Annotated in this window: 18 protein-coding genes and 1 pseudogene; 9 read left to right on the top strand and 10 right to left on the bottom strand. The window is 69.1% G+C overall.

Annotated elements, in window-relative coordinates:
- Positions 1-19 precede the first annotated feature (19 nt).
- The gene (locus tag ABZ532_RS20315) at positions 20-919 is read left to right on the top strand and encodes an ABC transporter ATP-binding protein (RefSeq protein ID WP_361285505.1); all 900 of its coding nucleotides are present in this window, start codon (positions 20-22) and stop codon (positions 917-919) included.
- On the opposite strand, the gene ABZ532_RS20310 is transcribed toward ABZ532_RS20315, so the two are convergent.
- Positions 898-1,845 carry a methionyl-tRNA formyltransferase gene (locus tag ABZ532_RS20310; RefSeq protein WP_361285225.1) on the bottom strand — a complete coding sequence of 316 codons (948 nt, stop codon included), beginning with the start codon at positions 1,843-1,845 and terminating at the stop codon, positions 898-900. The genes ABZ532_RS20315 and ABZ532_RS20310 overlap by 22 nt on opposite strands.
- Before the next feature lie 136 nt (positions 1,846-1,981).
- On the opposite strand from ABZ532_RS20310, the gene ABZ532_RS20305 reads away from it, so the two are divergent.
- Positions 1,982-3,310 (top strand): lysine N(6)-hydroxylase/L-ornithine N(5)-oxygenase family protein, encoded by a 1,329-nt coding sequence (locus ABZ532_RS20305; protein WP_361285222.1) that lies wholly within the window; start codon positions 1,982-1,984, stop codon positions 3,308-3,310.
- 585 nt (positions 3,311-3,895) lie between these two features.
- On the opposite strand, the gene ABZ532_RS20300 is transcribed toward ABZ532_RS20305, so the two are convergent.
- Positions 3,896-4,219, bottom strand: coding sequence for a hypothetical protein (locus ABZ532_RS20300; protein ID WP_361285219.1), 324 nt, complete (start codon positions 4,217-4,219; stop codon positions 3,896-3,898).
- A gap of 21 nt (positions 4,220-4,240) precedes the next feature.
- Positions 4,241-8,230 carry a polymorphic toxin-type HINT domain-containing protein gene (locus tag ABZ532_RS20295; RefSeq protein WP_361285216.1) on the bottom strand — a complete coding sequence of 1,330 codons (3,990 nt, stop codon included), beginning with the start codon at positions 8,228-8,230 and terminating at the stop codon, positions 4,241-4,243.
- A gap of 591 nt (positions 8,231-8,821) precedes the next feature.
- Between ABZ532_RS20295 and ABZ532_RS20290 the strand changes: the two genes are divergently transcribed.
- Positions 8,822-10,906, top strand: coding sequence for a trypsin-like serine protease (locus tag ABZ532_RS20290; protein WP_361285213.1), 2,085 nt, complete (start codon positions 8,822-8,824; stop codon positions 10,904-10,906).
- A 123-nt stretch (positions 10,907-11,029) separates the two neighbouring features.
- Here ABZ532_RS20290 and ABZ532_RS20285 read toward each other — a convergent pair whose 3' ends face one another.
- From ABZ532_RS20285 to ABZ532_RS20275, 3 genes are all read right to left on the bottom strand, one after another.
- Positions 11,030-12,307 carry a hypothetical protein gene (locus tag ABZ532_RS20285; RefSeq protein ID WP_361285211.1) on the bottom strand — a complete coding sequence of 426 codons (1,278 nt, stop codon included), beginning with the start codon at positions 12,305-12,307 and terminating at the stop codon, positions 11,030-11,032.
- 2 nt (positions 12,308-12,309) lie between these two features.
- On the bottom strand, positions 12,310-12,843 hold the full coding sequence (locus tag ABZ532_RS20280; RefSeq protein ID WP_361285208.1) for a toxin-antitoxin system, toxin component: 534 nt from the start codon (positions 12,841-12,843) through the stop codon (positions 12,310-12,312).
- A gap of 160 nt (positions 12,844-13,003) precedes the next feature.
- Positions 13,004-13,708: a hypothetical protein gene (locus ABZ532_RS20275; RefSeq protein WP_361285205.1), complete on the bottom strand. Its 705-nt coding sequence runs from the start codon at positions 13,706-13,708 to the stop codon at positions 13,004-13,006.
- Positions 13,709-14,048: 340 nt separating this feature from the next.
- Here ABZ532_RS20275 and ABZ532_RS20270 point away from each other — a divergent pair, with 340 nt between their 5' ends.
- Together ABZ532_RS20270 and ABZ532_RS20265 are read left to right on the top strand one after the other, a co-directional pair.
- Complete coding sequence (locus ABZ532_RS20270) at positions 14,049-15,629, top strand: hypothetical protein (protein WP_361285202.1); 1,581 nt, start codon at positions 14,049-14,051, stop codon at positions 15,627-15,629.
- 283 nt (positions 15,630-15,912) lie between these two features.
- Entirely contained in the window at positions 15,913-16,641 is a 729-nt protein-coding gene (locus tag ABZ532_RS20265; RefSeq protein WP_361285199.1) for a PepSY domain-containing protein, read from the top strand.
- A gap of 150 nt (positions 16,642-16,791) precedes the next feature.
- Here the strand turns inward: ABZ532_RS20265 and ABZ532_RS20260 are convergent, their stop codons facing one another.
- The 3 genes from ABZ532_RS20260 to sigJ form a co-directional block, all read right to left on the bottom strand.
- Positions 16,792-17,292 carry a hypothetical protein gene (locus ABZ532_RS20260; protein WP_361285196.1) on the bottom strand — a complete coding sequence of 167 codons (501 nt, stop codon included), beginning with the start codon at positions 17,290-17,292 and terminating at the stop codon, positions 16,792-16,794.
- Positions 17,293-17,521: 229 nt separating this feature from the next.
- Positions 17,522-19,294 carry a protein kinase gene (locus tag ABZ532_RS20255; RefSeq protein WP_361285193.1) on the bottom strand — a complete coding sequence of 591 codons (1,773 nt, stop codon included), beginning with the start codon at positions 19,292-19,294 and terminating at the stop codon, positions 17,522-17,524.
- A gap of 283 nt (positions 19,295-19,577) precedes the next feature.
- Complete coding sequence (gene sigJ / locus ABZ532_RS20250) at positions 19,578-20,462, bottom strand: RNA polymerase sigma factor SigJ (protein WP_361285190.1); 885 nt, start codon at positions 20,460-20,462, stop codon at positions 19,578-19,580.
- An 82-nt stretch (positions 20,463-20,544) separates the two neighbouring features.
- Between sigJ and ABZ532_RS20245 the strand changes: the two genes are divergently transcribed.
- From ABZ532_RS20245 to ABZ532_RS20230, 4 genes are all read left to right on the top strand, one after another.
- Positions 20,545-21,003: a carboxymuconolactone decarboxylase family protein gene (locus tag ABZ532_RS20245; RefSeq protein ID WP_361285187.1), complete on the top strand. Its 459-nt coding sequence runs from the start codon at positions 20,545-20,547 to the stop codon at positions 21,001-21,003.
- A gap of 133 nt (positions 21,004-21,136) precedes the next feature.
- Positions 21,137-21,802 carry a TOPRIM nucleotidyl transferase/hydrolase domain-containing protein gene (locus ABZ532_RS20240; RefSeq protein ID WP_361285184.1) on the top strand — a complete coding sequence of 222 codons (666 nt, stop codon included), beginning with the start codon at positions 21,137-21,139 and terminating at the stop codon, positions 21,800-21,802.
- Between the two features lie 115 nt (positions 21,803-21,917).
- Positions 21,918-23,510 (top strand): N,N-dimethylformamidase beta subunit family domain-containing protein, encoded by a 1,593-nt coding sequence (locus tag ABZ532_RS20235; protein ID WP_361285181.1) that lies wholly within the window; start codon positions 21,918-21,920, stop codon positions 23,508-23,510.
- A 67-nt stretch (positions 23,511-23,577) separates the two neighbouring features.
- A complete protein-coding gene (locus ABZ532_RS20230) occupies positions 23,578-24,915 on the top strand; it encodes an LCP family protein (RefSeq protein ID WP_361285178.1) in 1,338 nt (445 codons plus the stop codon).
- Positions 24,916-24,925: 10 nt separating this feature from the next.
- Here the strand turns inward: ABZ532_RS20230 and ABZ532_RS20225 are convergent.
- Positions 24,926-25,553: pseudogene (locus ABZ532_RS20225) on the bottom strand (GyrI-like domain-containing protein); the annotation flags it as partial.
- Positions 25,554-25,644 lie beyond the last annotated feature (91 nt).

Genomic DNA, 25,644 nt, shown 5'->3' with positions numbered 1-25,644 from the left:
GCACACCGAAGCCGGCGCAATGCCTCCGGCCGACGTGGATCCGGGGGAGGGGCACGCCGCACCGCCCGGTGCGGGACCGGACCTGCGGGCCTCGGGACTGCGCCTCGCCTACGACGAACGGATCGTGGTGGACGACCTCGACGTGGCGATCCCCTCGGGACGCGTCACCGTGATCGTCGGCGCCAACGCCTGCGGGAAGTCCACGCTGCTGCGCGCCCTCGCCCGGCTGCTGAAGCCCCGGGCGGGAACGGTGCACCTGGACGGACGCTCGGTCCACTCCATCCCGACGCGCGTGCTCGCCCAGCGGCTCGGCATCCTGCCCCAGACGCCCGTGGCCCCCGAGGGCCTGACCGTCATCGACCTGGTGGGGCGGGGCCGTTCACCCCACCAGACCTGGTGGCGGCAGTGGTCCGAGGCCGACGAGCGGGCCGTGGACGAAGCGCTGCGCGCCACATCGATGACGGGCCTCGCACACCGCGCCGTGGACGAACTCTCCGGTGGGCAGCGCCAGCGCGCCTGGATCGCCTTGGCGGTCGCCCAGGGCACCCCAGTGATGCTGCTCGACGAGCCCACCACGTATCTCGACCTCGCCCACCAGATCGACGTCCTCGACCTCGTCACCGATCTCAACCGCCACCAGGGCCGCACGGTCGTGATGGTGCTGCACGACCTCAACCACGCCTGCCGCTACGCCGACCACATCATCGCCATGAAGGGCGGTCGTGTCGTCGGTGAGGGCGCACCCGCCGAGGTGATCACCGCCTCCACGGTGGAGGAGGTCTTCGGACTGCGCTGCGTCGTCGGTGAGGATCCGGTCAGCGGGGCGCCGATGGTGGTCCCGGTCGGCCGCCACCACACGTCGCCGCCCGCTGACAGCGCTCCGGCGGGGGTCAGGACTCAGGGCCGGGCAGTGAGATAGCCCCCCATGGTGCGGAAGTAGTCCGTCGCGGCGAGCTCGGTTCCGTCCTCGGTGCGCACCCGCCTGATCGCCAGCCCCGGCAGGCGCCCCGACCGGGCCTCGGCACCGGCGACGATGACGATCCCGTCGCCCTCGCGGATGAAGACGCGCCCCGGGGTGCCTCCGTAACGCCCCTCCGAGACGGCGGCGGAGACGATCCTGATGCGCTCGCCGCGATGGTGGGTGAAGGCGTTCGGGTACGGGTCGGACTGGGCGCGGACGAGGCGTTCCAGTGCGTCGGCGGGCCAGTTCCAGTCGATCCGGCTGTCCTCGAGCGAGCGTTTGTGGAAGAAGCTCGACCGTGACGTGTCCTGAGGCGTCCACACTGCCTGCCCGGAGGCGATCAGATCGAGCGCTTCGGTGACGATGGGGCCGATCAGGTCCACCGTCCGGTGGAACAGGTCCGTGGCGGTGTCGGTGGGCCCCACCGGCACCGAGCGCTGGAGCACGACGTCTCCCATGTCGAGCTCGGCGTTCATCCGGTGCGCGGTGACACCGACCTCCCGCTCGCCGTTGATGAGGGCCCAGATGAGCGGGGAGAAGCCGGCGTACGCGGGCAGCAGCGAGTCGTGGATGTTGAGGGTGCCGTGCGGGGGGAGGTCGAAGATCTCGGGGGGCAGCCAGGTGCGCCAGTTGTTGGCCACGATGAGGTCCGGCTCGGCGCGCTCGATGCTACGGAGGAGCTCGTCGTCGTCCGGTCGGTTGCGCAACAGCACGGGCACACCCTGCTTCTCGGCGAGGTCGGCCACGGAGTCGCTCCAGATCCTCTCGTACGCGTGCTCGCTCTTCGGGTGGGTGACGACCAGGACGACCTGGTGACCGGAATCCAGCAGCGCCTGAAGCGTCCGGTGTCCCCAGGTCTGATAGCCGAACATGATGACCCGCATATGAGCCCTCCTCAGCCATTGAAAGGTAAGGCTTACCTTATCTAACATGTGTCTGCTCGGGGGAGCCCGTGTCTCCACTCCGGGGACACCGAGAACCTCTTGGGACCGAGACCCCCTTGGGGGAGGCGATGACGCGATGACGACACCGCACAACGACCGGGAGCACGACCGGGAACCCGTCCACGATGTCGTGGGCATCGGCTTCGGACCGTCGAATCTGGCACTCGCCATCGCGATCCGGGAACGCATCGCGAACACCCCTGGCCTGGAGGACTTCCGCGCCGCCTTCCTGGAGCGCCAGCCGCACTTCGGCTGGCACCGGGGCATGCTCATCGACGATGCCACCATGCAGGTGTCGTTCCTCAAGGACCTGGTGACCCTGCGCGACCCGACCAGCGACTTCAGCTTCCTCTCCTACCTGCAGGACCAGGGCAGGCTGGTCGACTTCCTCAACCAGAAGACCCTGTACCCCCTGCGCATCGAGTTCCACGACTACCTCGAATGGGCCGCCGAGCGCCTCGCGCACCTCGTCGAGTACTCCGCGGACGTCGTCTCCGTCCGGCCCGTCACGGAGGACGGCGAGATCCGCTGGTTCGACGTCATCAGCCGCGACCCGGCCGCACCCGGGCGCCGCACCGTCCGCCGCACGCGCGCCATCGTCGTGGCGACCGGTCTTGAGCCGCATCTGCCCCCCGGCACCGTGCTGTCCGAACGCGTCTGGCACAACAGCGAGTTGCTGCCACGCGTCGGCGAACTGCTCCGCACCGGCACACCCGTGCGCCGCGCCGTCGTACTCGGCGCCGGACAGAGCGCCGCCGAGGCGGTCGACTTCCTCCACCGCAGCTTCCCGGACGCCGAGATCTGCTCCGTGTTCGCCAAGTACGGCTACACACCCGCCGACGACAGCCCGTTCGCCAACAAGATCTTCGACCCCGAGGCCGTCGACGTCTACTTCGGGGCACCGCGCGACGTGAAGCGCTCGCTCTTCGACTACCACCGCGGCACCAACTACTCCGTGGTGGACATGGACCTGATCCAGTCCCTGTCCCGGACCATGTACCAGGAGAAGGTCCGGGGCAGGGAGCGTCTGCGCATGATGAACGTCTCCCGCATCCGGGAGGTCGGCACACACGTTGCCGGTGTCCGGGTGACCGTGGAGTTCCTGCCGACGGGGGAGCGCGAGCTGCTGGCCGCCGATCTACTGGTGCACGCCACCGGCTACCAGCCGCGGGGGCTCGGCGACGATCTGGGCGAGGTCGCCAAGCTCTGTCTGCGCGACGAGGAGGACCTCATCCAGGTCGACCGCGACCACCGTGTGGTGACCGTATCGAACGTGACCGCGGGGATCTACCTCCAGGGCGGTACGGAACACACGCACGGCCTCACGTCGACCCTGCTGTCGACCACCGCGGTACGCGCCGGCGAGATCTGCTCGTCCCTCCTCGCTCGGACCACACCCGAGTAGCGCGCAACGGTCTTCGGTGCGACTGGTGGCCAGGGGTCGCACTGGCGCCGATGCCAGTTCCAAACCCGCGTCAGTCACTCAGGAGTTCGTCGTCCGGGAACCGGTGGCAGCTGGAACGGGGATCTTTCGCCGGGGCCCAGTATTTCACCAAGGAGATGAAGTGAGGTCCACCCGCGTACCTCACGACCAGGATGTAGTGCCGCCAACGCCCGCTGTCGCCCCACCCTTTCAACCTCAGCATCAACTACTTCCGTCAGACACCCCAAGGAGCCCCGCCGGAATCCGGCGGGGCTCTTCTCAGGACGACGCCGCCGGCTAGCGGACTGCCATAACCACGGGTTTGCCAGACCCTCGGGCCAGCGCTTTCCCTCTCCGACTGCCATATATGTGCGTAAGGTGCGGTCTCAATGAGATGCAGGAGGAGTCCGCCGCGTGAAAGGGTGCCCTCACGGCCTCATCAGCTCGCCTCCCTCGGAGAGAAGCTGACCGCTAACGTGGGGGCGAATCGGTGAAATTATCCCTGAGTTACTGATGATGCCCTCTTTCACCGGTCCGTTGGCCTTCACGCGCACCCAGCTGAAACACCTAGCTGGATTCACCTGCTTTGAGGAAGCCCCGATAGGCGATCGCCAGCAGCGTTGCGTATGCATGAACCTCTCGCGCAGCCACCAGGTCACTTCCCGCATATTCCGCACACAGAGCGTCGGCCCGAGCGATGACATCTTCGAGTTCCGCTATGACATCCGCGCCCGATGGCCTGAACACACCGGTCCTCATGAAGGCCTCGATCACCATGGCGTGCTCATCGGCCTCGCCAAGATCGGCGCGAAGCAATTTCAACTCCCGCGTCGATCCAAATGGCGGAAACGGCAGGCGACGCCAGATGGTATGGGCGTCCATCAGGCTCAATTCCATAGCCCCTCGCAATCTTCAGCCATTCCTTCGGGGGAGCGGATGATGCGTGACGACTTTGCCGTCCAGCGACGTGATCAGGAGCTCGCCCGTATCTTCATTGACGTACTTGAATCCCTTCAGATTGTCTTCATGGGCTCCGATGGGTGTTAGATTCTTCTTCCAGCCCACTGCCCCGCCGGGTTGCGACAGACGCCGGGCCAGTGCCGCGGCATTGTCGAGGTACTCCTGTTGCGTGTAACCATACGGCGCACCGTGCCTATTGTAATGATCCATGAACTGCTCTCCAGGCGTGTCAAAGGTGGCGCGGTGGAACGCCCCATTGACATCTTCGACGGGGACCGTCAGACACGGTATTGCGTCAGTGTTGTGGACCAGAACCGGCACGGCGCCGGCGAGTACGTAGTAGGTGTGGAGGTCGTTGACGGTCAGGTTGTACGCAGGCTGCAGGGTCTTCCAGTGACGAACCTTGGCCACCTCGACGGCGTCGCCGGCCTCCGTGCGGAGCGTGTCACCCGCGTTCAGGTCTGCTGCGTCGGTCCACGTCCTGGTCTTCTCGGACCAGAAGGGGTGGTGGTCGGTGGCCGTGACCATGCCTTCACCACGAGTGGCGCTCAGGGTGATGTCGGTGAAATCGCGGTCGTCCGGGGTGTAAATGGTGGCTTCGACCCCACGGGGACCCGACGCTCCCGTGATCGGGTCCGTGGCCTGGACCATGTCACCCGTGCGGACCTGCTCGATGGGCTTCGTGGTCCGGTCGCCCATGAGGACCCGGGTACCAGCCGGGAAGCTGTTCCTGCCCGGGCAGCTGGGCGCCTTCTTCAGGGCGGTGACTATGTCGTCGAACAGCTTCTTGGCGTCGGGGCCGTATTTCTCCGCGTAGCGGGTGAGCTTGACGGCTGTGCTCGCCCAGCCGGCGAAGGGGATCATGGCGGCGCAGGCCAGGCCGGCGTCGACCCAGGCGCCTTCGCGACCGATCGGGTGGAAGTACTGGACGGTCCCTTCGATGGCGTAGATCCCGCAGTTGATGCCGTCGGCGATCTCGCCGAAGAGCGGGATCGTGCCGAGGATGTCGAGGCCGAAATGTATGACGTCCAGGTAGACGCCGGGGGGCGTACCCGGAGGGAGCTGCTTGGTGGTGAGGAACCGGTAGATGTGGAAGCCGGTCCAGGCGACCTTGACGATCGCCTTCTTCTTCGCCTCTGCCTCCGCGCGCAGGCGCTCCTGTACCGCCTTCTGGTACTGGTCGGTCATGTAGCGCTCGACGGTCTTCGTGTACGTGTTCCGAGCGCTCTCGCGGCTCTGGCCGGCGGCGACGGCGGAGGCACGCGCCTCTTCCGCGGCATTCATGGCGTCCTGGGCGTAGCCCACGGCAGCCTGGAAGCTGGCGCCGGCCTGTACGGCCGAGTTGTCGGCGCGGCGGACGGCGTCAGCGGCCTGCCTCTCGGCATTGCGCGCGGTGGCCGCTGAGGCGGCCGCGGCGTTGGCCGAGTTGCGGGCGCTCTGGGCGGAGTCGGCGGCCTGCTTGGCCCAGTCGCCGGCCTTGTCGGCGTAGGAGCGTGCGGTGACCGCGTGGTTGCGGGCGGCGTTGGCGTCGTCCTGGGCGTTGGCCGCGTTCTCGGCCGCCGTGTAGGCGTCCTGGAAGGCGCGGGCGGCGATCTCGCTGGAGGAGGCGATGATGGCCTGGACCTGCGCGATGTGGGCGGCGTTGAGCTGGTCGCGGCGCTTCGCGCGGTGCTGGCCGGACTCGATGAAAGTGCGCAGATTGGTGTCGGGGCTGGCGAGTGCGGTTTCCGCTGCCGCCTTGAGCTCGGGGGTGCCGCCTTCCGCGAGGCGTGCTGCCTCGACGCGGTCGTCCTCAAGCCGGGCCTGGTGCTGGCCGACGGTGAGGAAGGCGTCGAGGGCCTTGGGGTCTGAGCTGTCGAGGGCCTTCTTGGCGTCTTCCTTGACGCCGGGGCCGCCGGCCTCCGCGATGCGGGCGACCTCGATGCGGCGGTCGGGCGCCGCCGCCTGGTACTGACCGGTGGTCAGGAAGGCGTGGACCTGGGCGGGTGTGCCCTTGAGGGCCTCGGTCGCGGCCGTGCGCAGGTCGTCGTAGACGCCGGTCTGGGCGAGGGTGTTGACCTCGTCGCGTTCGTCCTGTCCGCCGGCCGTCTTCCAGTCCGTGCTCGCGTAGGCGACGACAGCGGCGTCGTCACCGGCGAGGGCGGCCTCGGCTGCGGCGCGGGACCAGGGGCCGCGGGTCTGCATCGCGATCAGGGCCATCTTGCGGCCCGCCGTGGCGATGTGGGCCGGGTCCGCACCGGGCTGGCGGGCCTGGTCGGCGAGCTGCATGAAGTCGGCGTCGAGCTTGATCGCCTCCTGCGAGACGCGGGCAACCTCGGCCTTGGCCAGGTTGTGGGTCTCTGCGGCGTCCTTGGCCTCGTTGACCAGCGTGTGGGTGCGGCTGGCGATCTCCTCGGCCTCGGTCTTACGGGTCGTGGCCTGGATGTCCTGCGCCTTCTTGACGGCTTCGCCCGCGGCCTGAGCGGCCTTGAGCGCCTCGTCGGCAGCGGCCTTCGCCCGGTTCGCGGCCTCCTGTGCGTCACCGGCGTGTTCGGCCGCCTTGCGGGCGGCTTCGGCGGCCTTGCGGGCATGGCCCGCGGCCGAGCGTGCCGCCGCGGCGGCTTCTCCGGCAGACGAGGCGGCGGCAGCAGCGTTGGCCATGGCGATGCCGGTGGCACGCTTGGCCTCGGCGGCATGCCGGCGGGTGGCGGCGGCAGCAGCCAACGCGTTGCCGTACTCCACGCCTGATTCCTTGGCCCAGTTCGCGGATTCCGTGGCGGCGTCCGCCGAGGCGTACATGTCGCTGATCGTGTCGAGCGTGGCCTGCATGGTGCGCTGCAGGTTGACCGCGGTCTTCTGCATGGCCTCGGCCGAGTCGGCGATCCTGGAGGAGGCGGCGGCCGCCTCGTCGGCCGCGGCCGCGACCAGCGCGTTGTGCTTGCCCGAACCTGCTGCGTCCCATGCCCGGCTCGTGGCCTTCGAGGCCTGGAGGGCGGCGTCGGAGGCATTCCGGGCGGCGATCGCTCCGGCCTGCGCGGCGGCGTTGGCTGCCTTGGCGGCCGAGATCGCGGTGCGGGCGGCCGCAGCGGCCCGGCGGCTGGACTCCGCAGCCCGGCGTGCCGCGTCCTTGGCCCGGACCGCGTCCTTCTTGGCCGCCGCGCTCTCGGCGGCTGCCTTGGCGGTCTCCTCCTTGGCCAGCCGGGCGCTGGTCCTGGCCTTCTCCGCCTGTTCCTCCGCGACGGTCTTGGCCTTCTCCGCCGCTGTGCCGGCGTCCTTGGTCTGCTCGGCCAGATCGGAGATGGTGGCGTGTTCGCGGTCCTGGGCGGCGGTGATGTGCTGCCCGTAGACGAGGAACTCGCGGACCTCCGTGATGCCCGACCGGAGGGCTTCGGCAGCCGCGCGCTTGGTGGCGGGACCGCCAGTGGCCTCGATCTGTGTGACGCGGACGCGGGCGTCGTCGTCACGCTGCTTGTACTGGCCTTCGGTCAGGAAGGCGCGGATGTCGTCGATCGAGCCCCGCATCGCCGCGTTGCCGACCTCGCGGACACCGGCTCCGCCGGTTTCGATGGCGCGCGCTGCCTCGACGCGCTGGTCGTCGGCGAGCGGCTGCTTCCAGCCGTCCTTCATGAACGCCGCGAGGTCTTGCGGGGTGCCGTCCAGGGCCTTCGCCGCGGCCTCGCTGACGCCGGGGCCCGCTTCGGTGACCAGCTTGAGGGCGGCTTCCCGCAGGTCGAGCTGCTCGGCGACCTTCTGGCCGTCGGCGATGTACTTCCGGATCTGCTCGTCGTTGCCGACAAGTGCGGCTCCAGCGGCGGACTTCACGGCGGGGCCGCCGCTCTTCCACAGCTGCATGATCTGCTGACGGTCGGTCAGTTGCTTGACCGGATCCTCAGCCGCTGCGGCGGGCACGGCGGACACCAGGCTCGCGAGCAGGGCCAGAGGCAGTACGGCGCCGGCGACCATTCCGCCGCCAGCACGTCTCCTCCCCGAACCTCTCGCTATTCGGGCTGGTTTCTGGCGCACTGAGCGTGCTCCCCTCTGGTCAATGAGCGTTCTGCGGTACGAGCGGCGCGGCGAAGCACCGCAAGGCGGCTTTGATGTGGGTTTCTGCATCGCGCGACTCGGCATCGCCAGCCGTACGGACTGTCGCTGCGCGGGACGTCAGGGCAGGGCAAGGTGGACAACCGTCGATTGGTGCACGGTTGTCGTCAGCCAGGCTCGAAGTTCCGGTGTACTGGGAAGAGTTGTGGTCCTGGTCGTGCGTTCAGACGTGAGGCCGCCGCTGTCAGGACCGTAGGCGGGAACCCTGTAGGACGTCAACTAGCGTTGTATGCAGCTCGCTGATGGTTGATAAGTTTGCTGTCAGCGCGCTACGGTCTCGTTCGACCGATCGCTGATGGCGGAACCACCGATGAGGCAGGCTCACCCAGCGACCCATCGCCAGGCGCCGTCGCGTCGGCACGGCTCTCCCTGTTGTACCCCGCTGTCCGTGTCCACGGAAAAGCCTCTGATTCACCTCCGCTCAGGCGGGGTTGAGACGACGAAAGTGATCCCATGGCATTGCTCATACGCCGGTGGCTGCCCGCCGCCACCGCGACGGCGCTCGTTCTCGGAGCGGCGGCCCCCGTGGCCTCGGCCGCCGAGGAGGCGGCGGCCAACGCCGACGCACCCTTCGTGGTCGAGGACGGGGCCTATCCGAACAGCGACGAGATCCAGGCAGCCACCGGTGCCACCCTGATCGCCGGTGACGGAGACATCTGGTACACCAGCTGCTCCGGCCCGTACCAGATCATGGTGTGGGCGCGGAACCTGAAGACCAGCGAGTCCAGGATCTGCTTCAAGGCCCGCAACACGGGTTACCTGTCCGTCAACATCCCGCGGGCCTACCGGATCGAGACCGTCGACCGCGACATCAACGCCAGCGTCTCCATCGCCGGCACGACCAAGGAGCTGGCCGTCCCCGAGGACACGGCCAAGGGGTTCGGCGAAGCAGACCCCGTCGACCCCAAGCAGGCCGTCCTCCTGGAGATGCGCGTCACCGGTTCCTCCGGTCCGTTGGGCGCTGGCCAGCCCGTCCTCGACAAGCAGCTGTTCGGTGCGAAGCTGGACATCGGCGGCGGCACGCGTTCCTGCTCCGCGGTCCTCGTCGACCCGTACTGGGTGGCGTCGGCCAAGAGCTGCTTCGCCGACAAGCCCGCCGAGAGCAACGCCGTCGCGGCCGGGCCGCCGAAGGAGAAGACCCGCGTCGTCGTCGGCAAGTCCATCATGATCACGAGCGGTGGCCACGCCAGCGACATCACCCAGCTCGTCCCGCACCCGGACCGTGATCTGGTGATGGCGCGCCTCGACAAGCCCGCCCCCACCGCGTTCACCCCGGTCGCCCTGGCCACGACCGCCCCGACGGCCGGTCAGGCACTCGACGTCGTCGGCTTCGGCCGCACCGTGGACGGCTGGGGCTCCATCAGCCGCCACAGCTCAACCTACAGCGTGGGCACCACCACCGCCGACGGCTTCGACCTCGCAGCCAAGACGCCCGCCGACGCCACCGTCTGCAAGGGCGACGCCGGCGCCCCGGCACTGCGCACCGCGAACGGCAAGACGGAACTGGTGGGCCTGGTCAGCCGCGCCTTCCAGGGCAACTGCCTCGGCGCCCCGGCCACCGAGACCCGCACCGGTGCCTTCGGCACCCGCGTCGACAACGTTCATGACTGGGTACAGCGCGTGCGTGCCCTCTCCCCGGGGTGGAAGACCCAGGCACTGATCCAGTCAGGCAGCAGCCTCTACCAGGGCGTCCGTGTCAACGACGGTTCCTGGACCGGTTTCAACGACGTCCAGGCCAAGGCAGCCGCCGACAGCATCGGCGGGATCCGCAACTCCGCCGCCGTGGGCATGAACGGCGACACCCACGTCCTCGCGGTCAGCAATAGTGGCGGGCTCTTCCACACCATCCGCAAGGAGGACGGCACCTGGGCCAAGTTCGGTGACGTCTTCGGCGTGGCCGGCACCCTCGGCAACCTCACCGGCGTCACCGCGATGAACATCGGCTGGGACCTGCACGTCGTCGCCGTCGCCGATGGCAAGGCCCTCCACACCGTCCGCGACAAGGACGGCCAGTGGACCCCCTTCCGCGACATCACCTCCGGCAAGGTCGCCAACGTGACCGCCGCCGCCACCGCCGTCGTACGCGGCGAGCTGCATGTCACCACCGTGAGCGGCGGCAAGGCCTACCACACCATCCGCCAGAGCAACGGGAACTGGCTCGGCTGGGGTGACGTCGCCGGAGCCGCCGGCTCCACCGGCCCGATCACCTCGATCAGCACCGTCGGCGCCGGGGACGAGACCCACGTCGTCATCGCCACCGACAACGGCACCCGCCAGTACCACGCCGTCCGCAACTTCAACGGCAACTGGACGCCGCTGACCGAGCTCAAGGACATCCTCGGCACCGTCAACGCCAAGTCCGTCGCCACCGCCAACGTCGCCGGCGAGGTCCAGGTGGCCGTAACCACCGCCGACGGCAAGCTCCTCCACACCACCCGTCACACCGACCGCACCTGGGACCCGACCACCACCGTCTCCACCCAGGGTCTGCCCAACACCCCCGGCCACCTCGCCCTCACCGGCACCTGGAACGGCTGACCCTGAGCACCGGCGTCCGTAACCCGGACCCGGACGTGTAGACGCTCCCGTAGACCCCGACCGACGCGGTCGGGGTCTACGGGGGTCTACCGGGGCGTGCCGGTCGGTGGTGGCCTGTCGCCCCTACGCCGAGGTGGCCTCGCGCGACGAGGAGGCGCCGGAGCGGAACGTATCCGGCGCCGCGTCGACGTCGATGTCATGCGCATCGGTCACGCGGGGCAGCGCACGGGAGATGTGCACGATCAGGTCGGGATACTCGGCCTCCGCCGAACGCAGCGCCAGGGCAGCCCTGGTGCTCTGTCCGTCATCGGTGGGCGCCTTGCGCAGGCGGTCGGCGGCCGCGGTCCGGAGCATGACGGCGAGACCGATGGCGACGGCCTCGCGCTCCGGCTCCCCGTCCTCCTTGGCCCGTGCGTGAGCCGCAGCGCGCAGATCGTCGCTGTAGTGGGCGCGCGACCTCAGCATCCAGTCGTGAATGCTCGTGAGCTGTGACAGCAAGCGCTGCTCGGGACTCGCGTACCACCGTGTGTGCAGGAGCGACGCGTTGGCCGCACCGGTGGCCGGCTGGGACGCGATGCGCCACAGCGGACGTAAGGCGATGAGCGCCAGCGACGGGCGCCAGATCCGTGCGGCGAACCGGGGACCGAACATCGGCACCAGGAAACCCAGGCCGATCAGCACGCCGATCAGGGAGACGACCTGCGCCACGCCTTCGTTGAGCCGGTCCCAGTCGTTTCCGGTCCATCGAGCGAGGATCGCGAAGAGCTTGGACACGCCGAAGACGACGCCGGCCAGCGAGACGACGACGAGGACGAGCAGCCCCGCCCGCAACGAGGTGCTCCCTCCTGGAGCGTCCGGGTTCCCGTCGGAAGTGCTGATCTCGACGGCCCAGCGCCAGCATGCCTTCATCGTGACGATGCCGGCCACGACCAGGGCGAGGAGGTAGAGGACGAGCATCTCGCGGATGAAGGGGGTGTTGGCGTAGTACGTGTCGAAGTCCCGCGGACGCTCGACCGGCGTCGCCCCCAGGGCGAAGAGGCCGGCGATACAGGCCACCAACACGCCGTATCCCAGGAGCCAGGCCCGGACCCGTCGTCGGGTACCTGCCTGCACGTCGGTGTCTCCGCGCCAGTACTCCATCAGCACCAGACAGGCACAGGAGAAGCCGCACAGGAAGCAGTGCACCAGTACGGCTGACAGGTTGCTGATGCCGGTGGTCCGGTTGACGAACGTGATCGTGGGCGGAGCCGAGAACAGTAAGGCTCCGCAGGGCATCAGGAGGAGGGCGTTCACCACGCGGACCAGCGGGCTGCGCCATCTCCTGAGCAGCGCGGGCAGCTTCACCAGAAGGGCGATCGCCAGCACGGCCACGGATATGTAGTAATTGACGCCGTCTTCCACGCTCAGCCTTTCAGCGAAGCCTGGATGCGGCCGACAGCGCCGTCCGCGGGTGGTCGTCCGCGGTGCCCCTCCATGTACGGACGGAACTTGGCAGCCAGCATGCGGCCGAACCTCTCCGCACGGCGTTCCTCGTCGAGTTCGGTGTCTCCGCGCGCGGCCACGTGGGCGATCGCATCGCTGACGGACCACCGGTCCCCGACCATGCGTGCCGCCGCGGTCGCCCCGATGGAGCTGCCGCCGTGGCCGCAGTGGCCCTCCTTGTGGTGCCAGAGCTCGTGACCCGCGATCACGATCTGGTGGAGTGGCGCCGTGTTCGCCTCCACCGCGATCAAGTCGAAGTCGCCCAGGTCGATCCAGAGTCCACTGACCGTGTCCGCCGGGAACGACTCGAACATCAGCCGTACCTCGCGCCCCGTGCACGCCGTCAGATGGCTGCACAACGCCTGGAGCAGCACGTGAGGGTCGCGCGGTACCGGATCCCCCACCCCCGCGAACAGTTCGTCTCGGTAGCGCTTCATCTCGCGCGAGATACCCATCACGTATCCCACCCCCACCCCCCCGGTGTGCCGACTCTGTGTGGAACCTGTGTGGAACCTGTTCCAGGCGCACCGTACCCTTTCCGGGCCCCGTGGCCGATCGGCGAGTGCACCTGGCGTCCTCAGGGGGCGTCACCAGTGCCGACGGGAGTACGTCCGCTCAGTTCCCCCGCGCGCGTTCCTCGCGTGCCCGCCTTGCGACGGATTCGATCAGAGCGATGAGCGGCTGAGCCGTGTCGTCGGGGACATCGGCCAGGGCGCGTGCGGCGTAGCCGACGACTCCGAGCTCGGAGTCCGGGCCGACGGCGGGACCGGCGCTCTTGAGACGCGCGAGATCCTTGTCCTGGCGCTCGACGGTGCGCTCCAGGAGGTCTTTGTGGATCTGCTGGAGAACTCTGTCCAGGGCCTCGGCCGGCGGAGCCACCAGGAACTCGATCTTCTCGCCGAAGAACTCCGCGATGCCGGCGGCGTGATCGAGGTTCGGGGCCTTCCCCGCCTTGATCATCTTGTCGAGCCACTGGGCACTCGTCCCCGCCCCGGCCGCGATCTCCGCGAGCGAGTACACCCGTCGGGTACCGTCCGGGAACGCCTTGAGTCGGGTCTTGCGGAGGAAGAGGATCCGGTCGACCACCTGACGGTGCCGGTCCTCCAGGTCCACCACTCCGCCGCGGGAGGGCTGGGGTGCCGGGACCTGTTCACCGCGCAGCAGGGCCTCGACGTCCTCAGCGGGCAACCCCGAGGCGAAGGACAGGCCGCCCTCTCCCTCGACCCTCAGCACGTCCGTACGCTCGATCCCGGACCGCTCCGCCAGCGAGGCGATACGCCGCGCGGTCTCGACGGGATCCGGGACGGGCCGCTCGCTCACGCAGACTCCTGATCGTTTCTGGTTGGACGGACTCCTTGTGCGCTTGACAGTAGTTCCAGGGCCCTGGCCCGGCAACCACGACTTCGCCACCGTCAACCATCGTTGCGACCCGGCTGTTGCTGGTGGAACAGGACGCGGCAGCGGACAACCCCGGGTGTTCGCCGCACTCCGTCGAGGCGGCCGGCACCCCGGGGAGCCACACGCTCCGGACGTCCCCCGGTCCACGGCACCGGCTCATTGCAGGATCACGAACAACTCCCTTGATTCCGTGGACTCTTCGAGCGAGCGCTCCTATGGTCGCCGCGGTGCGACCATCAACCGCGCGGCCCCGAGGAGTCGTATGTCCCGCAGGACGCTCAGCCGTGCCCTGGCCGTCACGCTGTCGCTTGTCACGGGTACGGCGCTGGCCCTCCCCACGCCCTCGCTGGCTGACCCGATCCCCAAGGCGCCCGGCCACCGTCTGGTCGACCCCTACGTCGGCGCCCCCGCCACCGCTCAGCCGCTCCCCGGCACTCAACCCCCGCAGCACCCCTACCTCGCGGCGAACGGCCGCTCCGGGATGCACGCCGACGGCTGGGGCAGCGCGACCTACCCGTGGTCCGGCCCGCTCGGCGATCACCCGCGGTCCGGCAGTGAACGCATGGCGGTGCTGGGCGGGGAATGCGCCAATGTCACCTTCGACCGCGCGGGCCGGATCGTCACCGTGTGCGGGACCTTCACCGGCTTCCTGGTCAAGCTGCTCGACCCGCACACGCTGGCGACGCTGGCCGAGTACAGGCTGCCGCAACGCCCGTCCACGGTGGAGGCGATCACCCGGCTGGACTTCTCGCGGATCTTCAAGGACACCTCGGGCGGCGCCTACTCGTACCTCGACAACGAAGACCGGCTGGTGCTCGCGGACTCCCGGCAACACCTCGTCAGACTCGCCCACCGGCAGAAGCCCGACGGCAGCTGGGCGTTCACCGTCACCGACGACTGGGACCTGACCGGTCACGTCCCTCACGACTGCGTGACCTGGACCAACCTCCATCCGTCCGGTATCTGCGATCCGGTCACCTCCGTCATGCCGGACTGGCAGGGCCGGATCTGGTGGGTCACCCGGCAGGGCCGGATCGGCACCGTCGACACCGCCACGGGCGCCATCCGCTCCGTCCGGCTGAGCGGCGAGGAGATCCAGAACTCCTTCTCCGTCGCTGCCGACGGTGTGTCGATCGTCTCCGACCACGCGCTCTACGAGTTCACCGCGGCGGCGGACGGAACCCCTGCCATGGTGTGGCGGCAGACCTACGACCGGGGCACCGGCACCAAGCCGGGCTCCGTCAACCAGGGTTCAGGTACCACCCCGGACATCCTCGGCGACGGCGGCCGGTACGTGGCGATCACCGACAACGCCGACGATCGCATGCACGTCCTCGTTTACCGGCGCGGTGCGGACGTGCCAGCCGACAGCCGTCTGGTGTGCGAGATCCCCGTCTTCGCCCCGGGCGCATCCACGACGGACAACTCACTGATCAGCTGGGGTAACAGCCTCGTAGTCGAGAACAACTACGGCTACGAGAACATCACGTCGCTCACCTTCGGCCGGAGTATCACCGGCGGCGTCACCCGGATCGACGTGCGGCGGGACGCCGGCGGATGCGACACCGTGTGGGAGAGCGGAGAGCGGTCCCCGTCCGTCGTCCCGAAGCTGTCCACCGGCAACGGGCTGATCTACCTGTACACCAAGGACCCCGACCGTCGCGGTATCGACGCCTGGTACCTGACTGCCCTGGACTTCCGTACGGGCCAGACCCGCTGGAAGCAGTTCGTGGGCACTGGAGCGGGCTACGACAACAGCTGGGCGCCGATCACCCTGGGCCCGGACGGCACGGCCTACGTCGGCGTGTTCAACGGACTGGCCTCCGTGGACGACGGCAACTGAAGGGAGACACATGCTGCACGAGCCCCCGGCATCCGGCGAGGTGCACCCGGCACGCGGGCCCGGTGCCACGGCCGTCACCGCCGGCCCCGCGGTCAGCAACAGCCTGCGCCCTAGGGATCCGATGAGCCCCCAGCCCCGCGGGGTGGCCACGGGGCCCGCCGCCGCTTCGGGCTGCGCCGCGTCGCCGCCAAGTGAGGCCGGACATCACCCGAGTAGTGGCACGATCGGGTGAAGTTCGGGACGGTCTGTCTGTGGCGCGGAACATGCGGTTACGCGTGCCGGTATGAACGTATCGCCATCCGCGCGCCGACTGCGCGTCGCGCTCCCCACCTGCCTCCTCGCCTGCACCGCCCTCCTCGTCACCGCATGCAGCGCCGACGAGGGGACCAAGGGCCCCGCAGCGGCGCCGACCGCCACAGCCAGCGGCAATAGCTCCCCGAGTCCTGCCGACACCGAAGACACCGGTGACCTGGCGGAGCTCAAGGCCCTGATCCCCGCAGCCAAGATCACGTGGGACAAGGCGGCCGCCACCGCGGTCGGAGAAGTCTCCGGGAGCGAGCTGGTCGAGATCGACCTGTCCCGCTTCCAGAGGGGCAGCACCGTCAGTCCCGCACCGAGCCCCGGCAGTCCTGAGTGGGCCGCTGAAGTGGCCACCAAGGACGGCACCGTGCACAGGGTCCTGGTCGACGCGGTGTCGGGCAAGGTGCTCCAGTCCGAGCCGGAGACCGACCAGGACGCCGACGACAAGAGCGCGGTCGCCGACATGCTGGGCAAGGCCGAGGTGACCGCGGAGCAGGCCGTGAAGACGGCGACCGGGAAGCAGCAGGGCACCGTCACCGACGTCCGTCTGGACAGCGACGACAACACCCCCGCGTGGTCGGTCGACATCGTCGACCAGAACGACTGGACCGTCGCGAACGTCGTCGTCGACGCCACCAACGGCAAGGTCCTGCGTGCGCAGGTCCACCAGGTCGACAAGGACAACGAGGACAACCAGGACGACCAGGGCTGAGTCGCCGGACCTCGCGACAGCATCACCGGAAACGGCGAAGCTCCTGACAGCGGGTGGCTGGTCCTGATCTGCCACCCCGGTGTCAGGAGCTTCGCTCTCTGCGCCACCCAGCTGCCCCCTTTCCCCGAAAGGGAACGCGGGCTCAGCCGGTCACAGAATGATGTGCAGGTAGTAGTCGCCGCCGAACTCCTCGGTGCGCTCGATACGAGCGTAACCGCGAGCCTTCTTGTAGTCGCCGGTGCCACCCGTGATGGCGACGTCGTACGGGGTGGCGGCCGAGTCGAGCTGCGCGTGCTCCCACGTGATCTCGCCACCGGGAAGAAGGAAACTGCCCCGGCAGAGGGTGGCGTGCGTCGGAGCCACGCTCGCGGTGACGCACGTCGTCACCTCCGAACCGTAGGGCTCACCGTCGCGGAGGAGGTCGTCGGTGCTGAAGATCTGGCCGCCTACGGTGGTGGCCCACTCCTCCGCGCTGGGGAGGAATGTCGGACTTCCGGTGCCCGCTGTCTCGAGGTGGATCACCACCGTACGGTCTTTGCCGGTGCCCCAGTCCGGAGGAACGGGGTTGCCGGCCGCGGATGCGGAACCCGTGAGGCACGAGAGTGTGAGTACGGTGGCTGTCGCGGCGAACCACTTTGAATGGGAGAGCATGTTTTCCTCACCTGTTGTCGATGGCTGAATCGAGTTCGTGGCGACACCGTCCCTTCCGTGTGATGTCATGTCAATTCGACTGCGCGCACCGATATATGGGTTCACCCGCCCAGCCGCTTTCTTTCCGGTAGGGGAATGAGTCGACTATTGTCGGGCTGATACGACGTACTGGTTATCGGGTTATCGGGGGTGGTGGGTCGCCCTCGAACGAAAGGGACGGCCGGGGCTGTCAGGAGGCGCCGCCGCTGCTCCGCTGCCGCAGAGAACGCCGATTTCGCACCTCGATGACGGAGGACGCCACGGTCACCAGGCCCCACACCCCCGCGTACACGCCGGTCTGCGGAACCGCACCGAAGGCGAGCCAGCCGATTCCGAGCCCGCTCAGCATGAGCCCGCAGACGGCCCCGAGCACCGACCGGCGGCGCGGATGCAAGGACCTGGACAAGCAGAGTGCGGCCAGGAGGAGCGCCGGGATACCCAGCGCCTCATGGCTTGTGTACTCGTCGTAGGAAAGGCTCGATTCGCCCGACGCGGCGCTGTAGGTGTCGTCGTAGTTCTTCTCGAAGACGCTGTAGCCCCAGGAGTCCTTGGGAAGTTCCGCGTACGAGCCGTCATCCGGATTGTAGGAATAGAGTGTGCTGTCGAAGTCCGACTCCGAGACGGACGTGTAGTCGTACCCGTCTGCGCGGCCTCCGGACTCGATCCCGGCGAAGACGAGAGCTCCGGCACCCCACCACAGCAGGGCGGAGGTCAGGGGCAGCCAGCGGCACACGCCCAGCCCGAGCACCGCGGCGGCCGCCCACGCCACCACATACGGACTGTCCTCGATGCCGAGAGCCGCGAGGCCGGAGGCCACGATGCCGAGCGCCGCGGCCGCGCGGTCGAAGGGGACCGACAACCGGCGCTTGCCAGCCTTCGGCGTGGCACCTGGCGCGACCGTGCCCGCATCCGCCACGGACGGCGTCGCACCGGTGGTTCCCGCACCGGCATCCGTGCCGGCCGTGTCCGGCGCATGAGCCGGAGGCTCCGGGACAACGGCTTCCGGCGACACCCGGGCCACCGGGACCGCCGTCCGCGTGGGTGCCTGCGCCACCTCCGTCTGCTTCGGCCCGGATGCCGGAGCGCCGGCCGCCACCGGGCGGCGCTCCAGGGCTTCGGTCAGCGCCAGGCGCATCTCCGCCGCACCGGCGTACCGCTGCTCATAGCCCTTGGCCAGCGCCCGCAGGACCACGGCGTCGACTTCCGCGGGAATCTGCGGACGCAGCAGTGAGGGGCTCAGCGGTTCCCTGCTCAGATGCTGGTTCATCACCGCGAACGGCGAGTCTCCGATGAACGGCGGGCGCCCGGTGAGCAGTTCATAGAGCAGGCACCCGGTGGAATACACGTCGGAACGGCCGTCCACCAGGCGGCCCTCCAGCTGCTCCGGTGAGAGATACGCGGGAGTACCGACAGCCATGCCCGTCACGGTCAGGCGGGTCGAGGTCTCCGCGATGACCTTGGCGATACCGAAGTCCAGGATCTTGACCTCACCGTCGGAACTGAGCATCACATTGGAGGGCTTGATGTCCCGGTGCACGAGACCGCGTCCATGGCTGTGGGCGAGGGCGTCGGTGATGTCCCGGGCGACGGCGAGAGCCCGCTCGACCGCGAACGGGCCGTCGGCGAGCAGCTGCGCCAGGGTGCGGCCCTCGATGAACTCCATGACGAGAAACGGAGTGGTCTCACCGGACGCGCCGTCCTCGGTGTCCTCGCCCACGTCGTGGAGCACCGCGATACCCCGGTGGCTGAGTGACGCGACCGTCCGCGCCTCGCGGCGGAAGCGGTTGCGGAACTCCTCGTACCGGGTGAGTTCCGGCGGCAGCACCTTCACCGCGACGCGACGGGCGAGCTCACGGTCCGTCGCGCTCCACACCTCTCCCATGCCACCGCGCCCCACGGCCTCCACCAACTCGTACCGCTGCGCGAGCACCCGCACCCGTTCGCCCCCATCCCGACATCCCACCGGACACTCCCGGTCCTCCGCCGTGCTGGGCTGGTGACCGGTCGCCGGGAACGCTAGCCGGAGAGACGACGCGCCGTGGGGCTTATGCGTTCAATGCTGGAATATCTTCCGATCTGATGCATTCTGCTCGATCATTTCGCTCTGCCGCTGCCTCTCTGCGCGCTCCTTCGCCGGACCGCACCGAATCCGTCGTCTCGTAGGCCGCCGTCACGGCAGACCCCGGCGCCAACTCCATGTGGGCGAGCCGGCCCTGCGTGACGACGTCCTCCACGGCCGCGTCGACTCAGGGGTCCAGCACGGTCAGATCGATCCGGGCCAGCCGCGACGGGTCCGCGAGGATGTCGAGCCGGACGATCTTGCCGCGGGAGACGGTGAAGGCCATGACCGACATGGCCTCGCCCTCCGGGGCCGTGACCGTGCCCACCGCGCCGTTGACGAGCGCGAGCCGGGCCAGCGGTGCGAAGCGCCGGTACATCCATGCCTGGCTCGCCACCTGCTGAGCCCCGCGCACCAGCTTCGACAGCGCCGGAGCCAACGCGCCGCCATCCACCCGCAGCACGACATCCGGGTCCAGGAGCGAGACGAGCGCCTCGAAGTCGCCCCCGCGCGACGCCGCGACGAACGCCTCGACGACCTTCCGCTGCCGGGCGGGATCGGTCTCCGGTTCCGGCACGGCGCCCTGCACCCGCCGCCGCGCCCGGCTCGCGAGCTGCCGTGTGGCAGCCGCGTTGCGTCCGACGATGTCCGCGATTTCGTCGAACGGCACCGCGAACATGTCGTGTAGCACGAAGGCGAGCCGCTCGGCCGGCGGCAGCGTGTCCAGCACCACGAGCATCGCGAGCCCGACCGAGTCGGTGATCATCGCCTCCTGCTCGGGATCGGTGCCGCTGATGCTGCTGACGATTGGATCCGGCAGGTACACGTCCAGTGGGTCCTCGCGCCGTGATGTCCGGGACCGCAGCATGTCGAGGCAGATCCGGCCCACGACCGTCGTCAGCCAGCCACCAAGGTTGGCCACTTCGCTCGTGTCCGAGCGGCTGAGGCGCAGCCATGCCTCCTGAACAGCGTCATCGGCCTCGGCCAGCGAGCCGAGCATCCGGTACGCCACGGAGCGCAGATGCGGCCGGTCGGCCTCGAAGCGCTCCGCCAGAAGATTCTTGTCGTCCACCGGTCACATTCTCCCGTCGCGATCCGTCAGTGCAGTGACGATCCGAACCGAGCCGCTGAGACTCGATCTTGAGGAGAGAATCATGGAAGCACGCATGAAGCACCCCGCTTTCGTCGTCCCGTCCGCCATGCAGGCGCTGCTGGCCCTGGGCAAGTCCACGAAGTCGACGGGTCTTTCGGACGAGCTCCTGGAGCTGGTCAACCTGCGGGCAAGCCAGATCAACGGCTGCGGCGTGTGCGTCCACATGCACGCCCGTGACCTGCGCAAGGCCGGTACGAGCGACGAGCGCATCGACACCGTGGCGGGTTGGCGCGACGCCCCCTTCTTCACGGATGCCGAGCGTGCCGCGCTGGCCCTCACGGAGGCCGTCACCCGCATCGCCGACTCCTCGGACCCGGTGCCGGACGAGATCTGGAACGAGGTGGCCGAGCACTACGACGAGGCACAGCTCAGCGCCCTGCTGCTCGCTATCGCGGCGATCAACGTCTGGAACCGGCTCAATGCGGCGACCCGTCAGGTCGCGGGTTCGATGGGGGTCTGACATGTCCGCCGCGGTACGGGCCCGGCGCACGGCGCCGGGCCCGTACCGGCGAAGTGGAGCGTGCCACTGCCGGGAACTCCAGTGCACAGGGATCCCGGTCGTGTCAGCATGAAAGCCGGGGAAGCGAGGTCTCGTGGACGAGTCGACGCGGTTCTGCCATGCCCTGGTCGCGTGGGCGGCCGGCGGAGCACGAGCGGGCGCAGCCGCCGTGGTGGCGCGCGAGCTGGCAGGCAACGTACGCATGGCCGTGCTCGTCGAGGGAAACAGCGATCAGGTCGCACTCGAAACACTGGCCACCCGCCACGGCCGCGACCTCGCCGCGGAAGACATCGCGGTCGTGCCGCTCGGCGGTGCGACGAACATCGGGCGCTTCCTGGATGTGTGCGGCCCTTCGGGGCTCGGCCTCCCTCTTGCCGGACTCTGCGACACGGGTGAGGAGCGGCACTTCCGGCGTCATCTGGAGCGGGTCGGTCTCGGGACCGCTCTCACGCCCTCCGGACTGGAGTCACTCGGGTTCCACGTGTGCGTCGCCGACCTCGAGGACGAGCTGATCCGCGCACTCGGAGCCGACGGCGTCCGGCAGGTGATCGAAGCCCAGGGCGAGACGCGCCCCTTCCACACCTTCCAGGGCCAGCCGGCACAACGGTCACGTCCCGTCGAACACCAACTGCGGCGCTTCATGGGCACGCACAGCGGACGCAAGGCACTCTACGCACGGGCGCTGGTCACCCACCTGGACCTCGCATGTGTTCCCCGGCCGCTGGAGCGTCTCACCGAGCACATCTTCGCCACGTGCTGAGCGGCTCCGGTCCGGCGCGGTCAGTGGCGCGCCGAGGTGGTCGGCGTACCGGGCATCGGGATATCGCTGGACTAGAAAGAGGGGAGTGGGGACGGCCGAGCGGCTGAGGAGTGCGATGGCTCACGACGGCGGAGCGGCCGGGGCATCCGGCGATGCGGGCCCGCTGCCCCCGCATCGCAGACAGGTACTGCGGCTTGCTGCCGTCTCCCTTGCCTCGGCAAGCCATTGGTCAGGGCACAGCGCGGCTGCGGCGCCCCTCGTGGACGGGCGGCACGTCTCCGACGTCCGGGAGGAGAATCTCCGGCCGGGAGCTTCCGACTGGCGCATCGGGCATGCGGGCCCGGCCCGGGCCATCGAGGGTTTCGCCGAACACACCAGCGTGCGCGCGGGCCGGCCCGTCGCGCTGAGGATCTCGACCACGGCCGCCTCGTACACCGTTTCGGCCTACAGAATGGGCTGGTACGGCGGAGCACTGGCCCGTCTCGTCTGGCGCTCGGGAAGGCTCCCGGGTACGTCCCAGTCTCCCCCCTTGACCGATGACACGACGAGGACGGTGTCCTGCGACTGGCAGCGCACGGTGGAGGTGGACACCTCCGGTTGGCCGGAAGGCTGCTACCTGCTGCGGCTCGACGCGGAGGCGGGAGCAGGGCAGCGCTATGTGCCGCTGACCGTGCGGTCCTCGTCGGTGGTGGGCCGGCTGGTGGTGGTCAATGCGGTGGCCACCTGGCAGGCCTACAACAAGTGGGGCGGCTCCGACCTCTACAAAGGCCCCGACGGCAAGAAGGGATCCCGTTCGCTCGCGGTCTCCTTCGACCGCCCCTATGCCAACGGGCACGGCGCCGGCCAGTATCTCGTCTACGAGGCGCCGCTCGTCGCGCTGGCCGAGCGTCTGGGCCTGCCGCTCGCCTACGCCACAGGGGTGGACATCGCCCGAGCGCCACAGCTGCTCGACGGCGCCATGGGCATGCTTTCCCTGGGACACGACGAATACTGGTCCCCGGAGCAGCGGCAGCACGTGACATCGGCGCGGGACCAGGGGATGAACCTGGCCGTCCTCGGCGCCAACTGCTGCTACCGCCGCATGAGGTTCGAGCCCACCGGTACGGGTCCCGACCGGCTGGCAGTCTGCTACAAGGACGACTACGCGAAGGACCCCGGGTTCCAGCACGGGTTGCCACCCACCAACGACTACCGCCGCAAACCAGCGCCCGACCCTGAGAGTGCCCTGCTCGGGGTGCTCTACGACGGCTACCCCGTGGACGCCCCGCTCGTGGTGTCCCACCCTGACCACTGGCTGCTCGAAGGCACCGCCGCACGCGCGGGCGACACCTTCCCGCACCTGGTCGGGGTCGAGTTCGACCGTGTCGATCCGGCACGTCCGACCCCCCGGCCGCTTGAGATCCTGGCGCACTCGCCCGTCGTGTGCAAAGGGCGGCCGTCGCACGCGGACATGACCTACGGCTCGCTGAGCAGCGGTGCGGGCCTCTTCGCCTCAGGCACCATGCGCTGGGTCGAGGCGCTGAAGGCGACCGGTCCGGCACGCCCAGGGGTGAACCACGGACTGGACGGGCGAGCCGGCGACTTCACCCGCACCGTGACCGCAAACGTCCTCCAGGCTTTTGCACAAGGCCCGTCCGGCCTGACCCGGCCCGCGTTGGACAACGTGGGTGACCACTACAGCCGGGACGGCGCGCCGGTCGCCCCGTAACGCGGTCACGGCTCCGGTTCCCACTACGGTCACACATGTTCCCCTACTTCTCTTCCGGGGGTGTGCGATGCGCCGACTCACCGTCGGGCTGGCCCTGCTGTCCTCCCTGGCCACCGCGCCCTGGCTCACAGGCCATGCCGAATCCGCCACGAACGCTCCGTCGGCCCAGCCGGCCGGCCGCGGCACGAACATCCTGATCGTGGGGATCGACAGCCGCTCAGGACTGTCCTCCGCGGAGAAGCGACGCCTGCATGTCGGCGGACAGGGATGCGAATGCACCGACGTGATGATGCTCGTCCACCTCTCCGAGGACGAACACCGTGCCAGCGTCGTATCCATCCCCCGGGACAGCTACGTCCAGTACGCCACTCCGGCGGGATCCGCCGGCCCCGCCCCCCGAGCCAAGATCAACGGCGCGTTCAAGCTCGGCCGGGGACCGCTCGCCGTGCGTACCGTGGAGAAGGTCACGGGGTTGCGTATCGACCACTACCTCGAAACCGGCTTCACCGGCTTCGAACAGACGGTCAACAACCTCGGCGGGGCGACCGTATGCACCGACAAGCCGCTCAAGGACGAGAACTCCGGCCTGGACATCACCGGGGGGACCCACCGCGTCGACGGCAACGGCGCCCTGCGCTATGCCCGCGCCCGGCACATCAACCGCCCAGGAGACCTCGGCCGGGTCCGCCGCCAGCAGCGCCTGCTCGCCGACATGCTGGAGGACCTCACCGTGCGGGGAGCACTGACCGATCCCGTGAGCGCCGCGTTCACCGCCCAGACGCTGCTCGAGTCCGTCCGCACGGACGAACGGACGAGCCTGAGCGACCTTGTGCGCATCGGCTGGGCACTGGGCCGGCTGTCACCCGAGCAGACCGAGTTCGCCACCGTGCCGATCTCCGACTTCGACCACCGGGTTCCCGGTGTCGGCTCCACACTCATCTGGCACGAGGCCCGCTCCCGGGCCCTGTGGGACGCACTGAGCGCCGACCGTCCCCTCATGGGCGACACGCGTATCCTCCCCGTACCCGAGACCCGTGCCGAGACCAACCCCGCCGGAATCCGGGTACGCGTCGACGACGCCACCGTGGCCGAGGCACTTCGCCGCAACAAGTTCGTCGTCACGGACACATCGGCGTCGGCTCCGCCCGTGCGGCCCGCGGGCCCCCCGGTCATCACCTACCCCGCAGGACACGAAGCGGACGCAGCCACACTCGCCGCAGCACTCCCCGGGGCACGCCTCCAGGCAGACCCACGGACCGACGCGGTCTTCGACATCGCCGTCGGCTCCGATCCCGTCGGGGTCAGGACGGTCACCTACGACCGCAACGTCGCAGAAGGCGCCCCCGTCACGGCCGGTCAGCTGCGCTGTGCCGACTGGACGACGGCACCCGCGCTGCACCGCTGACGTTCGGCGGTCACCGGGGCACGGGCGCGGAACCTCGTTCCACCGGCAGCCACAGCTCCGATTCCGCTTTCGTTCCGCCCTGCGACAGGCAGGTGCGCAGGATCTCGGGACCTGGGCGAGTGTGATGGGGATTGGCGGGGAACCACTGAGTGAACACGTCGCGACGTCGCGCCACAGGTGCTGAATGGCCTGCGGCGCCGGACCGGACGTGGTGAACACCGCCCAGCTGCCGGCTGGAACGGCCAGAGCCGTCGTGCCCTCCGGCGGGGATCACTCCGTGGTAGTTCGAATTCGCTGCCCTCGGCGTTGGCCCGGGTCAAGGTCGTCACAGACCGAGACGACGCCGCGCGGCTCCTGGTCCGACAGCGGGGACAGCGCCTCTGGAGCGATGCCGCGAATGAACCGCACCATCGCCGGGTTCGGACCCTCGTACATCAATGGCATCCGGGACCTGAACCCCACGACGGTGAATGCCGCATGGTCCACAACAAGGTAACGCATACTGCTGCTCCCTTGGACGGTGAGACGGAAGACTGGGACACCTGCGCGGTGCCCGTGCGCCTGGCCTCGCCTGGCCCGACGCCGTGTACTGCACGGAACGCCCGGGCGAACGCCTCGCCGGATCAGTACCCTTAGAACTCCTAACAAAGGCGTTGGACGTGTCGGTGGGTGATGAGGCAGGTGGCGAGTCCGAGGAAGGCTTCGTGGATGTCGTCGCGTCGTTCCCAT

The sequence above is a fragment of the Streptomyces sp. NPDC019396 genome (assembly GCF_040632375.1).
Taxonomy (GTDB): domain Bacteria; phylum Actinomycetota; class Actinomycetes; order Streptomycetales; family Streptomycetaceae; genus Streptomyces.
Note: the sequence above shows the minus strand (reverse complement) of the source record. Positions and strands in the feature narration are given on the sequence as shown.